We start from the raw sequence: 14,516 nt of genomic DNA, 5'->3' as shown, positions 1-14,516 counted from the left end.
AAATACAATTATATTTCTCGTTTGCAATTATGCAAAAAGTCACTTTCTTGATAAAAAATCCAAAAAATGCACAAAAAAATAATTGGTTTTTATCGGTACAATTACAGTATGAAAACGAGGAGGCGAAGCATGAAAAATATTCGGCGTGTTGTAATCATTTTACTAGTTTTTATCCTTATTGTTTGTTTTATTGGCATAAAGTTTTTGACGTTTAATAGAGAAAATACTTCGATTGATGATATAAAAAAGATAAGTGTGCAAAATACATTTGCACAAAAAGAGGACGAGTATATCGTGTACTATTGGCAAGCAACTTGTTCGTATTGTAAACAAATCGAAAAAGACGTGCTTCGCTTCAGCAATAATGCAAAGATCCCTATTTATATAGTGGATATGCAAGATTCATTGAATACAAGCAGATGGTATGACTGGGAAGCGCATCATAAAAAGTACGATAAAGTGATTGGAAAAATAGAAGCCGGAAAAGAAGTGTTAAATGCAGGGGTAAATATAGATGATTATAAAAATAGTAAGGACGTTTCCTGGAGTTTTGAAGCAACAAAAGATAAGAAAATGATCGCAAGGCATAACACACCGTACGGAAATAAAACCCCAGCCAATGCAGATGTAATAGAGATAACAGGAACACCAACGATGATTCACGTGAAAAACGGAAAATTTGCTGAATATGCAGTTGGGGTGGACGAAACAGTCAAGTTAATGCAGGGAAATAAGTAATACAAAAATTAGATGGAGAATTTTTTTTGTTTATTAGACGGACATAAAAACTTATGGCTTTTGCTTCTGACTTTGTTTGGTTAGTAGTCCAAAATAAAGAAGGGATCTAAACAGGTGAAACAAATGCTTTTAATAGAGGCATCTGTAAATCGATTAGAAAAAACATTTATTAAAAGAAGCTTTTAATGAATGCTTTTAATTTTTAAAATCAAAATTCATGTAAAGTAAATGTTAAAAATTTATGAAAGTTAAACAGTCCAATAGGATTGCAAGTAATTAAGAAGAATATAAGATGCTAGCAACGAATAGTGATGAAGTGTATGACGGTTTATGAAGGATTGATGACGGAAAATGATGGTGGTGAGTGCAACAGCGAAAAAATCTGAAGAAAACTTCGGTAGAAATTGTACATCAGTAAAACTGCAGTAGTATTGACTAAATTAACACACATAATGCACTGAAAAAATTGTCTCTCAGTGCTTTTTTTGTGGCTATAAACTTCTAGCCTCATTCTAACCCTTATAAATTCAGTCTAGAGACCTAGACCTAAATACAGCGTCAGACAGTCCATTGTTTTCCAAATAATAACTACAATAAATGAGGTAAAGCAAAAGCTATAAAAATTTAAAATGTAAAGGGGAAATGAACATTGTCTTGGTTTACAAGGTGGGCTTTTGGAAATAAAGCTGCTGTCGGATTAATTGCAATAATTCTTTTAATTACCGGTGCAGTAAGCTATTTTAGATTGCCGATGGAATTATTGCCTTCTGCTGATCAGCCATTTTTATCTGTTGTTGTGCTAGGAGAAGGGATGGATACAAAAAGTATGGAAGACCAGGTAACCAAACCTGTTGAAAATGCTTTGGATTCGATTGATGGAAAAGTCAATATTTTTTCAACTACGGGTGATGGTTATTCAAGTACGGAAATTCACTTAGATTCGAAAAAAGATAAAAAAGAAGCAAAAAGAGAAATAGAAGAGGCATTAGCAGCTTTAACACTGCCAAATACAGTTTCAAAACCACATGTTGTTCTTTTAAACACATCGATGATTCCAGTATCTTATGTGTCTGTCAGCTTCGATAACGAAGTAACACAAAAGAATATAGAATTTGCAAAAGAGAAAATTATTCCAGAATTTAAAGATATAGACGGTGTATCTAGTGTGCAAACATATGGGACAGTACCTTCTCATGTATCTGTTCAATTAGATCAGACAAAATTAATGAAAAACCACGTTTCATTTGAACAAGTCATCTCTATTCTTCAAGGGCAAAATGCTTCTTATTCGATTGGAGAAAAAGTAATTGATAATAAATCGATCAATATGAAAATAGTCGGTACAGTTGACAGTTTAGAAAAACTAAAAGATGTAAAAATAAATGAATCCACTTCATTTGCTGACATTGCAAACATTCAATTAAAAAAGCAAGAAAATATTTTAACAAGAGTAAATGGGAAAGACTCGCTTCTTTTAGTCATCTCAAAAGACGGAAATTCCAATGCAGTAGCGGTCAGCGATAATGCTGAAAAAACAGCAAAATCAATCAGTAAAAAATATAATGATGTGGATGCAAGGGTGATGATCACTTTTGCAGATACAGTAAAATCCTCTGTTAACAGCATGATGAGGGAAGTATTATTAGGTGCAGCATTTGCGACCATTGTTATTATGCTATTTTTAAGAAACATCCGCTCTACTTTAATAACGATTGTCTCCATTCCGTTGTCACTAGCAATCACCTTATTTTTATTAAAAATGTCTGGTGTTACTTTAAATATATTAACATTAGGCGGTGTAGCGGTAGCAGTCGGAAGGCTTGTTGACGATAGCATCGTTGTCATTGAAAATATTTTTAGAAAAATGCAGCAAGAAAAATTTTCTGTCTCGATGGTAATAGAGGCTACAAAAGAAGTAGGCGCAGCTATTACATCCTCTACCTTAACGACGGTTGCAGTATTTTTGCCAATGGGATTATTAGGAGGAAGCTTACAAGATTTTATTTTGCCATTTGCCTTGACGATTACTTATTCACTATTAGCATCCCTTATCGTTGCATTAACGGTCGTACCGTTAATGAGTGCAAGCTTATTAAAAAATGCGAAGCTGCATGAACATAAACCGTCTAAACGGTTAGAGAAAATTGTAAACTGGTCCTTAAATCACAAAGCAATCGTGTTAATTACAGCGTTTGTTGTATTTGGAGGAAGTGTTGCTTCTTATATGCTTCTGCCGAAAGGAACAGTGGATAATTCAAAACCAGAATTTGCATCTGTATTATTGACCTATTCAAATGAAACACCGATAGAAACAGTAAAATCTGAATCAATAAAATTAGAAAAATATATTCTAGAGCAAGAAGGTATAAAAGATGTTTATTTACAGCTTGGAAATGCAGAAGATGCAGCACAATTTGGCCAGGTTAATTCCTCTACACAGTCTCAGCTGTTAGTAACATTTAAAGATGAAAAGGATATTAGCAAATTTGTAAAAGATATGCAAAAGCAGAAGAAAAACTATCCTAATGCAAGCCTAGAAGCCAGCGAGTCGACTTTAATGGGAGGAAGCCAAACAAGCATCACGATTGACATCGTTGGTGAAGACAGCAAAAAACGAGAAGATACGGCAGAAATGGTAGAAAAAGAAATAGCGGATATTAGTGGAATTGAAAAGCTTACAAGCAATCAGGAAGATAAGAAACAAGTTTACTCATTTGAAGTAAAACCTGGACTAGGAAAAGTCGATCAAATTGCAAAGTCAACATCTATGTTAATCAACAGCACACCAATTGGAGCGGTTAACATTGATGGTGAATCAACAGCTGTTCAACTCGAGCCAATGTATAAAATTAATTCAGAAGAAGACTTAAAGAAGCTTCCGATTACAACAGAAGCTGGTCCGAAAACTTTATCTGATTTAGTTGATATTAGTAAACAAGAGGAACCTGTTAAGCTTTATCATAAAGACGGCGATCCTTATATACGCTTAACAGCGGTCATTGATCCAGAAAAAGTATCGGTTATCTCAGATGAAATTAACAAAAAAATAAATGGAGATGGTAAAAGCAAAGGGTTAAAAATACCATCTGATGTAAAAGTATTGATTGGAGGAGCAAGTGCAGACCAGTCAAGTGACTTTAATGATTTATTTATGACAATGCTTGTTTCGATTGGAATTGTGTTTATCATTATGGTCATTACCTTTAAATCGATAAAAGCACCAATTGCGATACTAGCATCCTTGCCGCTCGCTGCAATCGGAGCAATAGCTGGAATTATCATCAGCAGAATTTCTGTAGATGTAACAGCATTACTTGGAGCATTAATGCTTATCGGAATCGTTGTAACGAACGCGATTGTACTTTTAGACCGTGTGAAACATAATGAACAGACAATGACGATAAGAGATGCGGTTGTAGAAGCAGTGCTTGTTAGAATGAGACCGATTTTAATGACGGCTATCGCAACAATTTCTGCGATGCTTCCGTTGCTGTTTAAACAAGCGGAAAGCATGAATTTAGTTTCAAGCAGCTTAGCAATCGTCGTTATCGGCGGGTTGGCAGTCGCAACAATCTTAACATTAATCATTATTCCAGTAATTTATGAGCTGCTTTATTTTAGAAAATCGAAAAAACAGCGAATGAATAAGACGGATATAGTGGAAAAAGGCAATTTTAGAACAGAAGATGTTTAATCTTTAACTATATAAAGGAAAAAGATTGTCTCCATCATCCTCCCAAATTAGTTGGAAGGGAAAAGTTAGGAGACAATCTTTTTGTGTTTAAAAAATGAAATTTAAAGATCAATTTTTGTAAGTATTCAGCTAAAGTTATAAACTAAATGCAGCAACTAAACTTTTTCCAAATTGTTCCGCACCATCTGGACCATTGCTTGTAATGATATCTTTATGTACTACTACATGTTCGGCAACATAATCAACTGTATTTGCTTTTAATTCATTTATCATTACATCAACTGGATAGCAAGTTGCTTTTCGGCCAGAAAGTAAACCTGTTTTTACGACAGATACAGAGCCTGCACATATGCCTGCAATAAGAATTTTTTGTGCATAGGCATCTTTTAAATAGGTAAGTAAGGTGTTGTCTCCCCATAAGTGGTCAATCGTTCCGGAACCGCCAATAACTGCAATCACATCATAGTCGCTTGCAGAAACGTCAGAGAATACAGCAGCTGCTTCAACTTTTCCATTATAGTCACCGGTGATGATACCAGTTTTTGTGCTAGCAATTGTTACATCAATTCCGTTATTTTCTAACTCTGCTTTTGGTGCAAATAATTCCACTTCATTAAACCGTTCTGGTGGTATGATTAGTAATGCTTTTTTACTCATTTGTAGTTCCCCCTATAAAAATTATCATTTCTTTACAATATCTATTTTATAATCAACAAAATAGCCTGTGAAGAATGCACTTTTTTGTAAGAAGGTTACTAACAGGTTACTAATGAATGGCTGTCGGGTTCTACTAATTTAATTCCTTCTGTATTTGTTGAATTCTCCTTTTTCCCCATTCAAACATCATTTCGACAATCGGCAATATGCTCATCCCTAATTCAGTCATCGAATATTCTACTTTTGGAGGAATCTCGGGTATTACTTCCCGATGAATAATGCCATCTTCCATTAATTCCCGCAGTTGATTTGTTAATACTTTATGAGATATTTTAGGGAAAAGTCTTTGTAAATCACTGAATCGATGAGTTCCTTCCACCCCTAAATGCCATAAAATAACCACTTTCCATTTCCCACTGATAATAGACAATGTTAGTTCTTTTTCACAATGAAAATCTCCATTTATCAGCTTTTGTTTAATTTCCTCTCGAAGTGTATCAGACATTCTTTTCTCCTTTTTAAACGTTTTTTCTTCCATATTATCATAGATAGTGAAAGAGGGAGAAAATGGATAGACAAAATAAAACTCAACCATTCAAATCAAAATGAACCGGAAATTGTTACTCTTTCACCCCAATAACCCTAATTCTTTTATAATCTGCAATCCAATTGCCGTCTTTATATAAAGTATCTTTTAAATCATGGACAGTCGTTGCTATAATACGTTGCTGCAAATCTTCCTCCACTCCACTAAAAAAATCATGTCCAAACATCCTGATCCAAGTCTTTAAACCATCTTCTCCATCTAATTTGGTTGGACGATCAAAATGGTGGGCATACGTCACTCTAAATCCTTCCTTTTCCATAAGAGTCGTATATTCTCCAATGCTTGGAAAGTACCAAGGGAATTGATCTGGTGTTAATTGTAATCCAGCTTTTTTCATAGATTGCATCGTTCCATCTGTTATTGATTGAACATTCCCTTTGCCGCCGAACTCTGCAACAAATCGTCCACCTTTTTTTAAGCTTTTATAGATGCAAGCAAGTACTTCTTGAGGTTTTTTCATCCAATGAAGGGCAGCATTTGAAAATACTGCATCAAATTCATGGTCATATTCCAGCTCAGTTGCATCTTGAACAAAGAAAGGAATAGTTGGATATTTGCTGATAGCCTGTGAAATCATACTCTCCGATTTATCTACTCCGACAATATCCACATCGAAATCAGCTAATTTTTTGGCTAAATCTCCTGTTCCACAGCCAAGGTCAAGTATTCTTTCCCCTTTTTTTGGAGCTAATAATTCTACGACATCATTTCCATATTTTGAAACAAAACGATGGTTTGAATCGTATAAATTTGCATTCCAATTATCTTGATTACTTTTGATTTCTCCCATGATAATTCTCCTTTTATTTAATTTTAAAATTTGTTTCAACTTAGACGAGTGTCTAGCGTAGGCGTACAGGACGTACAAGTGCCGGCGTTGCCACAGGCTCGCAGGATGCGAATCAATCGACGAAGAAATAAGGACGTGGCGTACTTAGTCGATTTTCCTCTTTTGCGTATTTAGCAGGCCAGCGCCTATCCCCTGTGAAAGATAATCCTTTAAGTCGATTTTGTCCTTCATAGCACGAATGAAAAACATTTTTTTCGATTTTGAACCGATTTTGTCTTTCATAGCACGAATGAAAAACATTTTTTTCGATTTTGAACCGATTTTGTCCTTCATAGCACGAATGAAAGACATTTTTTTCGATTTTGAACCGATTTTGTCTTTCATAGCACGAATGAAAGACATTTTTTTCGATTTTGAACCGATTTTGTCTTTCATAGCACGGATGAAAGACATTTTTTTCGATTTTGAACCGATTTTGTCTTTCATAGTACGAATGAAAGACATTTTTTTCGATTTTGAACCGATTTTGTCTTTCATAGCACGAATGAAAGACATTTTTTTCGATTTTGAATTGATTTTGTCCTTCATAGCACGAATGAAAGACATTTTTTTCGATTTTGAACCGATTTTGTCCTTCATAGCACGAATGAAAGACAATTGACGCCTTCGCTTTTCTTTTAAGCTGTATATTTTTTCTAATTCGATTATAATAGAAGAAATACATAATGAACATTAACAAAAAAAGTGGAAATTAATAACGAATGGTTATTACAAGGTGCTTAATGTGGATATTAAATTATTAAAAACGTTTATTGTTGCAGCTAAATATGAAAACTTCCGCAGAACTTCTGATGAGCTTTTTTTAACGCAGCCAGCAATTACAAAACATATACAAAAGCTGGAAGAAAATTTGAATGTTCCTCTGTTTGAAAGAACCGGAAAAACAATTCTTCTTACAGAAGCTGGCTATAGATTTCTTCCATATGCAAAGGAAATTGTCAAAAAATATGAGCAAGGACTAGACGATTTTGAATCGTGGAAACAAGGCTATAAACGTAAATTAATTATTGCAGCTGCCCCGCAAATTGCTTCTTCTATTTTACCGTCTATATTAAGAAGTTTTATAGATGAAAATTCAGATATAGAAGTTTTAGTCAATGTCTTGAGTTCATTTGAAATAGGAGAGGAAATAGATGCAGGCAGGGCAGATATCGGGTTAACAAGAGTCGAACCTTTACAAATAAATTTGGATTGCCAGATTATTCATCAAGATCCTGTTATATTAGTAGGACCTGCTAAAGAGAAAGAATGCAAGTATGATGAAAAGAGTGTTCTGCAAACATACAGATTAATTACCCATAATCATCCCGCTTATTGGGACAGTCTTCTAAACGAAATTAAAAGGTATTATCCAACTGCCCGATTCTTGAAAGTGAATCAAATGGAAGTGACAAAACGCTTTATCGAATCTGGACTAGGCATTTCCTTTTTGCCATGGACGATGGTGCAGGAAGAGTTGGCAAGGAATAAATTGGTCCAATTAAAAGCGGATAAAATTTCGCTTCCGACTTCCTTTACTTATTTGTTGACAAAAATAAAAACAAAGGAAGCAAGTGCATTTATCGAATTTTTACAAGAAGAATTAAATAAGTTTTAAAGGGATATAGGTGAAAATAACATGATTGAGGAGTCCATTATGAACAAAAATATTATTGTAAAAGAATATAGCAGTGAATATCAGAGTCAGGTTGTTGACTTGATCCTTTCGATCCAACAGCAGGAATATAATATTTCCATTACGGTTCAAAGACAGCCAGATTTATCCGCCATCGAATATTTCTATCAAACTGGAATAGGGAACTTTTGGGTGGCTCTTCATGATGATAAAGTAATCGGAACGATCAGTCTGTTTGATATTGGCAATAACCAAGCAGCATTAAGGAGAATGTTTGTTCAGAAAGAATACCGTGGATCTGCATATAAAACGGCAAAGTTATTGTTGAATAATGCCATCAAATGGGCAAAGGACAAGTCAATTAAAACGATTCATTTAGGAACAACATCTAACTTTAAAGCTGCTCAGCGCTTTTATGAAAAAAATGGCTTTAAACGAATAGCTGCTGAAGAGTTGCCTGAGTCTTTTCCGAAAGTTGCAATTGATGACATATTTTATGAGTACATTGTTCATATAAACAATGTCCACAGCTTAGAAGAAGTGAGAGAGAATATTGATCGTTTAGACAGCCAAATTGTCGGATTAATTAAGGAAAGAAGTGACTTTGTTGCTCAAGCTGCTCGCTTTAAAAAAGACACAGACGATGTAAAAGCACCAAAAAGAGTGGAAGCGGTTATTGAAAAAGTCCGAAATTTAGCAGAGAAAAAAAATGTAAGCCCAGATCTAATCGAGGAAGTATATCGCACGATGATTGCTTGTTTTATTAAAGAGGAGCTTGAGGTACATACGAAAATAATGAAGAGTAATGACTTTGATTGAAAATATTATGCCTTTGCCTCTTTCTCTAGGTTAAGCTATGAAAAAATAGTCAAGGTGGTTAGTTCTAATGAATCGTTCAAACAGCCAATTATCTTTAAAAGAACATTTGTGTAGGTTAGAAGAAAGCTTGTTAAAACCTGAAATTCGATTGCAACCATCTGAACTAGAGAAGCTGCTCGCAAACGATTTTTTTGAATTCGGCAGTTCGGGAAATGTATGGTATAGGGAAGATTGTTTAGGAGAGGGTGGCGTTGGTGCAAGGAAAATGTCCCTTTATGATTTTGAAATCCATCCTTTATCAGAGGAGGCTGTACTCGTGACATATAAGGTGAAAGACGACACGAGAAATCATCATACGTTAAGAAGCTCCATTTGGAAATGGATAGACGGAAGATGGCAAATGTTTTTTCACCAGGGGACAGTGATGAAGTCTAAATGAAGTATAAAAAACGCTTATTCAGCAAATGAATAAGCGTTTTTTCTTCTCCTTGCGTACAGATGAACATTAAGTCATTTCCACATCTGCCACGCTAACTTTTTCTTCTTTTTTCTTACGGGTAGGTTTTATTACGGATGCTAACATAACAATTAAACTAACAGATCCAATTCCCGTTAATACTGCTACTGCGTGATTCCAATTTAATCCTTTATCGAAGAAGAATAATTCACGGAGGCCATCTACCATAAATCTCATTGGAATCCATGGATAAATCCAATCTTTATAAAAGGCTGGCATAAATTCTGGAGCCATTGCTAACAGTGGAGCACCAAAGAAAAGAGTCAAGGCAGTGATTGGTACACCAGCAAAACCGATCCAAGCTAGAAGGGCAGAAATCATACAGAAAAAGCTAAAATACGTGATCGTTATAAATAAAGCTGTATCTGTTTTTAGTGGAATATCAAGTCCCAGCATTCCATCTGCAAACCATGTTAATCCAAATCCAACAATAATCGAAAGCAAGATTCCAATTATAACTTGCATTATTCTTGCATAAAACTTCTCTTTGCGGTTTGAAAATGAGGTTTTATTCCAAGCTGTAAAGATTAAAACCGCCCCAATTAAACTAGCCATCCATACAGGTTGAAACAAGGACACTGGAGCATTACCATTTGCACTGTGAGTACCTGTTTTATTAACGTTGATTACTTTTGTTTTTATTGGTGTAATCAAGCTGGATACTTGTTGTGGTGTAAGCGAAATACCTGCTTTTTCGTATCCTCTTAACACTTCATCACGAACATTTTGATTAATATTTTCTGCTACTCCATTAAGCATTTGTCCAGCAAGATTTGCTGCTGTATAATTCATCCCTTGATTCAACATTATTTCAATAGTAGGGGAAGAAGGATGATTCGTTTGCAATGTTGCTTGTTTTTGACTGAAATCACTTGGAATGATAAACGCTGCATAATATTCCTGATTATCAAGTCCTGATTCTACAAGCTTTTCATTTGCTACTTCAATCCAATGTATCGCTGGTTCCTCATTTGACTTTGCGTTGCTGTTATTTTTTATATTGTTCATGATTGTTTCTCCCATTTTTAACTTCGTTTGATTTGGAAGAACAACTCCTTTATCAGCATTAACAATAGCTATCGGCAAATTTTTTGGAGTGGGATGAATGGATGGAACAAAAGTAAGACTAAATAAGAATGTAACTACAAGAACAAGAATTGGTGAAAAGGCAATTATTTTTTGTTTGAAAATTTTCAAAATGATTTCCTCCTTTCAAAAATGAACAAGTTGTTGATTAATCATCACAATGTTAATTATAATTAGTTTAGATAGAAACACAATGAACAATAATTAGTGCGTTGTTTAATATTCAACAATTCTTATTATTTTGTTGATTAATTATAAAAAGAAAGGCTGTTTTCGTATAGATTGTTGCTTTTAAACGTGCAGCCTGAATACACTTCGTTCGTTTAGCGAGCGTCGAGCCTCCTCGTCGCATACGCTCCTGTGGGGTCTCGTCTTTCTCGCATTCCCACAGGAGTCTACGTGTATTCAGTCTGCTGAGTACTTCTTCTCCCATTTTTTTACGTGAAAAACAACAAACCTTGAGAAAACAGCCAAAAGAATAAAGAAAAGGAGATAAATACATTGTCAGAACCATCAATTGATAGAAGAGTTCTCCGGACGAAACGAATGATTAGAGATGCTTTAACGGAGCTAATGGAGCAAAAAGGTTTCGATGGCATTACCGTACGTGATTTAACGGAAAAAGCCGATATTAACCGTGGTACCTTTTATTTACATTACCGCGATAAATACGATTTGCTGGAGCAAAGCGAAGAAGAAATATTACAAGTATTAAAACAGAAACAAAGTCAAATGAAAGAGCTGAGTATAGAGGATATATATGCGTTTCACGCTAAAAATAAACCACTTCCATTTGTAGTGAAAGTATTTGAATATTTACAAGAAAACGCAGCATTTATGAAAGTTGTACTAGGACCAAAAGGAGATCCTTCTTTTCAGGAAAAATTAAAAGAGTTAATGAAAAACAATCTGCTGCTTCATATTTTTGATAAAGCAAAGGAAGAAGATATGATGGTGCCAGTAGAAATTTTTTCTGCTTATATCATGTCAGCACATATCGGCGTGATACAACAATGGCTGCTCAGTGGGATGAAGCAAACTCCAGAAGAAATTGCCTTAATGTTATTTAAGATGACTTTTATGGGCCCAAGAACGGTACTGGGATTATAATAGCTTGTGGCAACTGTTGTGTGATGAGGGATCAAAGAGCGTGCAAAGAGGAAATGATGTTCATTGTTTAATAGTATGGTAAAATTAGGTTATGGATGATAATGGTATATAGGTGGAGCATGATAAAATGAACTCAAAAAAGAAAAAAACTAAATTAATGCTTTTTATTATTACTCCTATTTTAATTGTACTATTCGTAACGTTCTTATTGTGGAATCAAGGAATCATTTTACTTAATAGTACGAATGCAAAACACTATTCCGTAAAAGGGGTAGATGTTGCAGCTTATCAAGGAGAAGTGAATTGGTCAAAATTAGAGGAACAAGATGTACGTTTTGCCTTTATAAAAGCTACGGAGGGGAGCGCTTTTGTTGATAATCATTTCTTAACTAATTGGAAAAATGTAAATAAGACTAATTTACGGATAGGAGCCTACCACTTTTTCAGCTATGACAGCAAAGGCAAGACACAAGCGGAGAATTATATAAAAACGGTTCCCGCAGAAAACGATGCATTGCCTCCAGTAATTGATGTCGAGTTTTACGGGGATAAAGATAAAAATCCTCCCGATCGTAGGAAAGTAGAAAAAGAGCTTACTATAATGGTAAAAATGTTGGAAGAGCATTATGACAAACATGTTATTCTTTACGCTACACAAAAAGCTTATAATTTGTATATAAAAGATCATTTTAATACTTGCGACCTTTGGATACGAAACGTTTATACGAAGCCTTCTTTGCCAGATGATAGGGACTGGACGTTTTGGCAGTATGCCGACAGAGGGCGATTAAATGGATATAGCGGGAAAGAAAAGTTTATCGATTTAAATGTATTTTACGGAAGTGAAAAAGAATTTGCTGAGTATGGTAATAAGTAGAAAAAGGGGGCAGCAAAAATGATACATTATGATGGCCGGAAATTTGTTTCCATTGAAAATACTGCGAATGGAGAAGTTTCTTCCAAAACATTTTTTATATACAAACAAACGGGGAATATTCTATCTGCAACATACAGTGGAGGTGAAATTATCCAAGGAACACTGATTGGAATTGTAAAAGAAGATGGCTGTCTAGAGTTTCGCTATAATCACGTGAATAATAAAAATGAAATCAGGGGCGGCAAATGTATCTCAACTCCTGAAATCTTGCCAGATGGTCGCATTAGGCTGCATGAAAGCTGGAAATGGATGGATGATGAAGAGACAGAAGGAAATTCCATTATTGAAGAAGTTGTAAGTTAGAGTCTTCGCATCCAATCGAGCGCATTTTGGAAGAATCGATAAGGGGGATTTCTATATTGATTTCATCGTTAGAAGAGTTAAAGAAATTCGTTCAAGATACAAGTGAAGAAGAAGCAAAATCACTATTATATTTTTTCTTTTTTCGCATTAAAATGTTAGAGGACAATGAGTATCCTGAAGAAAAGTTTACGAATGATTTGAAAAAGATGTATACAGATTTTCTACAGTATAAAATCAAGCAAAAAAAGAATGAAATAAGTGAGTATGGTAAAAAGATTCATATTGTGTTCGGTGATTCTCCTGCCGGCAGTTTAAAAATAACATTAAAAGAGTTGAATTTAAACGAAGAGGAACAAGTTGTCTCTTTTTCAGATACATTTTCTATTGGTCCAATTTCTAGCTTGAATGAGGAAGCTGGCATAATAGACAGAAGCAACTGGATGGTGAATCATCTTAATTATGAGGAAGACATCGATATTTATGAAACGTTTTATAAAAATGAAATTTTGAAATTAAAGGATATTCCGAGTAATATTCCGATCGTGATTTGGACGGGAGATAATGCCCATGAACAAACTGGTTTACGATTTGTTTTATACTTATTAAAAGATAAACGAAATGATATTCAGATTATTAATGCTACTTCCTGTTTTAAAACACAAATTCCCCAATCAAAAAATACAGAATCTCCTATATGTACCGGAGCAATTGGTTACGATAACTTAAAAATCATTTATACAAAAAATAAAACGGCTGCACCTATAACACAAGAGGAACGTAAAAAGCTGGAGACTGAATGGGAAAAGCTATCTCAATCAAAAGAAGTACTAAGAATATGGAACAACGGTCATATTCAAAGCGTTGCGGAAGATTATTATGATGACTATATAATGGAAACAGTAAAAAAACTGCATAATAAACGGGGCAATAACGATTTTATAAAGTCTGCTAGAGTTATCGGCGATGTAATAGGGCATTTAAATCAAGATATTGGTGATATGTACTTGGAATATAGACTGAGACAGTTAATAATAGATGGAGCGTTAGCCATTCAAGGGGTGCCACGAGCAATGCGGTATTATAGTGTGAAACTGCGTTGATGGGATTATTTTTTAAAGGAGAATGATATGAATTTTCGTGAATTTACATTAAATGATTTTGATTCTGTCATTGAATTGTGGTTAAAAGCTGGCTTAACCTTATCTCGTTCAGATACATATGAAGGAATGAAGAAAAAATTAAAAAGAGATTCAGAATTATTTTTTGTAGTAGAGAATGATAATAAAGTCGTTGGTGCAGTAATGGGCAGCTATGATGGCAGGAGAGGCTGGATTAATCATTTAGCCGTTGATCCAGATTATCAAGGGAAAAATATAGGTCATCAAATAATGAAGGAGCTAGAATCTCGTTTTAAGCAAATTGGTTGTGAAAAGCTTAACCTTTTAATTGAATTGGAGAATGAGAAAGTACAAGAATTTTATAAAAAACAGGGATTTAAAAAGGATGAATTAATTTTTATGGAAAAATGGATTTAAGTCAGGCTTCAAAAGCCTGTATTAAGCATAAAGATGGAAGGGGCTATC

The 14,516-nt window shown here is 34.6% G+C and carries 15 protein-coding genes and 1 pseudogene; 11 read left to right on the top strand and 5 right to left on the bottom strand.

What is annotated here, in order from left to right:
- Positions 1-129 precede the first annotated feature (129 nt).
- Both ACTXGU_RS08375 and ACTXGU_RS08370 read left to right on the top strand, forming a co-directional pair.
- Positions 130-738 carry a hypothetical protein gene (locus tag ACTXGU_RS08375; RefSeq protein WP_443481053.1) on the top strand — a complete coding sequence of 203 codons (609 nt, stop codon included), beginning with the start codon at positions 130-132 and terminating at the stop codon, positions 736-738.
- 649 nt (positions 739-1,387) lie between these two features.
- On the top strand, positions 1,388-4,432 hold the full coding sequence (locus tag ACTXGU_RS08370) for an efflux RND transporter permease subunit (protein ID WP_443481052.1): 3,045 nt from the start codon (positions 1,388-1,390) through the stop codon (positions 4,430-4,432).
- A 135-nt stretch (positions 4,433-4,567) separates the two neighbouring features.
- Here the strand turns inward: ACTXGU_RS08370 and ACTXGU_RS08365 are convergent, their stop codons facing one another.
- From ACTXGU_RS08365 to ACTXGU_RS08350, 4 genes are all read right to left on the bottom strand, one after another.
- Entirely contained in the window at positions 4,568-5,089 is a 522-nt protein-coding gene (locus tag ACTXGU_RS08365; protein WP_443481051.1) for a DJ-1/PfpI family protein, read from the bottom strand.
- Positions 5,090-5,222: 133 nt separating this feature from the next.
- On the bottom strand, positions 5,223-5,594 hold the full coding sequence (locus ACTXGU_RS08360) for a winged helix-turn-helix transcriptional regulator (protein ID WP_443481050.1): 372 nt from the start codon (positions 5,592-5,594) through the stop codon (positions 5,223-5,225).
- Between the two features lie 115 nt (positions 5,595-5,709).
- Positions 5,710-6,486, bottom strand: coding sequence for a class I SAM-dependent methyltransferase (locus ACTXGU_RS08355; RefSeq protein ID WP_443481049.1), 777 nt, complete (start codon positions 6,484-6,486; stop codon positions 5,710-5,712).
- A gap of 144 nt (positions 6,487-6,630) precedes the next feature.
- Positions 6,631-7,143, bottom strand: coding sequence for a hypothetical protein (locus ACTXGU_RS08350; RefSeq protein WP_443481048.1), 513 nt, complete (start codon positions 7,141-7,143; stop codon positions 6,631-6,633).
- Between the two features lie 127 nt (positions 7,144-7,270).
- Between ACTXGU_RS08350 and ACTXGU_RS08345 the strand changes: the two genes are divergently transcribed.
- The 4 genes and pseudogenes from ACTXGU_RS08345 (at position 7,271) to ACTXGU_RS08330 (ending at position 9,419) form a co-directional block, all read left to right on the top strand.
- Positions 7,271-8,143, top strand: a complete 873-nt coding sequence (locus ACTXGU_RS08345) for a LysR family transcriptional regulator (protein WP_443481047.1) — start codon at positions 7,271-7,273, stop codon at positions 8,141-8,143.
- A gap of 39 nt (positions 8,144-8,182) precedes the next feature.
- Positions 8,183-8,671 (top strand): annotated as a pseudogene (locus ACTXGU_RS08340) (GNAT family N-acetyltransferase); the annotation flags it as partial.
- 30 nt (positions 8,672-8,701) lie between these two features.
- Positions 8,702-8,980 carry a chorismate mutase gene (locus ACTXGU_RS08335; RefSeq protein ID WP_443481160.1) on the top strand — a complete coding sequence of 93 codons (279 nt, stop codon included), beginning with the start codon at positions 8,702-8,704 and terminating at the stop codon, positions 8,978-8,980.
- A 67-nt stretch (positions 8,981-9,047) separates the two neighbouring features.
- A complete protein-coding gene (locus tag ACTXGU_RS08330) occupies positions 9,048-9,419 on the top strand; it encodes a nuclear transport factor 2 family protein (protein ID WP_443481046.1) in 372 nt (123 codons plus the stop codon).
- A gap of 66 nt (positions 9,420-9,485) precedes the next feature.
- On the opposite strand, the gene ACTXGU_RS08325 is transcribed toward ACTXGU_RS08330, so the two are convergent.
- Positions 9,486-10,688, bottom strand: a complete 1,203-nt coding sequence (locus tag ACTXGU_RS08325) for a YhgE/Pip domain-containing protein (RefSeq protein WP_443481159.1) — start codon at positions 10,686-10,688, stop codon at positions 9,486-9,488.
- Positions 10,689-11,129: 441 nt separating this feature from the next.
- Here ACTXGU_RS08325 and ACTXGU_RS08320 point away from each other — a divergent pair, with 441 nt between their 5' ends.
- The 5 genes from ACTXGU_RS08320 to ACTXGU_RS08300 all read left to right on the top strand — a co-directional run bounded on the left by ACTXGU_RS08320 (position 11,130) and on the right by ACTXGU_RS08300 (position 14,468).
- Entirely contained in the window at positions 11,130-11,693 is a 564-nt protein-coding gene (locus ACTXGU_RS08320) for a TetR/AcrR family transcriptional regulator (RefSeq protein ID WP_443481158.1), read from the top strand.
- A 127-nt stretch (positions 11,694-11,820) separates the two neighbouring features.
- Positions 11,821-12,570, top strand: a complete 750-nt coding sequence (locus ACTXGU_RS08315; RefSeq protein ID WP_443481045.1) for a glycoside hydrolase family 25 protein — start codon at positions 11,821-11,823, stop codon at positions 12,568-12,570.
- An 18-nt stretch (positions 12,571-12,588) separates the two neighbouring features.
- Entirely contained in the window at positions 12,589-12,933 is a 345-nt protein-coding gene (locus ACTXGU_RS08310; RefSeq protein ID WP_443481044.1) for a n-acetylglutamate synthase, read from the top strand.
- Between the two features lie 56 nt (positions 12,934-12,989).
- Positions 12,990-14,033, top strand: a complete 1,044-nt coding sequence (locus tag ACTXGU_RS08305; protein ID WP_443481043.1) for a DUF1835 domain-containing protein — start codon at positions 12,990-12,992, stop codon at positions 14,031-14,033.
- Positions 14,034-14,060: 27 nt separating this feature from the next.
- The gene (locus tag ACTXGU_RS08300) at positions 14,061-14,468 is read left to right on the top strand and encodes a GNAT family acetyltransferase (protein ID WP_443481042.1); all 408 of its coding nucleotides are present in this window, start codon (positions 14,061-14,063) and stop codon (positions 14,466-14,468) included.
- The last annotated feature ends 48 nt before the right edge of the window (positions 14,469-14,516 follow it).

Origin of the sequence: Niallia sp. 01092, from assembly GCF_052318935.1 — a bacterium.
GTDB lineage: Bacteria > Bacillota > Bacilli > Bacillales > Cytobacillaceae > Niallia.
The sequence above is the reverse complement of the archived record's forward strand: the minus strand, read 5'-3'. Positions and strand labels throughout refer to the sequence as shown.

Excerpts from the sequence above, each read along its gene's own strand:
- ACTXGU_RS08375 (WP_443481053.1), top strand. The coding sequence starts at position 130 with ATGAAAAATATTCGGCGTGTTGTAATCATTTTACTAGTTTTTATCCTT.
- ACTXGU_RS08365 (WP_443481051.1), bottom strand. The coding sequence starts at position 5,089 with ATGAGTAAAAAAGCATTACTAATCATACCACCAGAACGGTTTAATGAA.
- ACTXGU_RS08360 (WP_443481050.1), bottom strand. The coding sequence starts at position 5,594 with ATGTCTGATACACTTCGAGAGGAAATTAAACAAAAGCTGATAAATGGA.
- ACTXGU_RS08355 (WP_443481049.1), bottom strand. The coding sequence starts at position 6,486 with ATGGGAGAAATCAAAAGTAATCAAGATAATTGGAATGCAAATTTATAC.
- ACTXGU_RS08330 (WP_443481046.1), top strand. The coding sequence starts at position 9,048 with ATGAATCGTTCAAACAGCCAATTATCTTTAAAAGAACATTTGTGTAGG.
- ACTXGU_RS08320 (WP_443481158.1), top strand. The coding sequence starts at position 11,130 with ATGATTAGAGATGCTTTAACGGAGCTAATGGAGCAAAAAGGTTTCGAT.
- ACTXGU_RS08315 (WP_443481045.1), top strand. The coding sequence starts at position 11,821 with ATGAACTCAAAAAAGAAAAAAACTAAATTAATGCTTTTTATTATTACT.
- ACTXGU_RS08310 (WP_443481044.1), top strand. The coding sequence starts at position 12,589 with ATGATACATTATGATGGCCGGAAATTTGTTTCCATTGAAAATACTGCG.
- ACTXGU_RS08300 (WP_443481042.1), top strand. The coding sequence starts at position 14,061 with ATGAATTTTCGTGAATTTACATTAAATGATTTTGATTCTGTCATTGAA.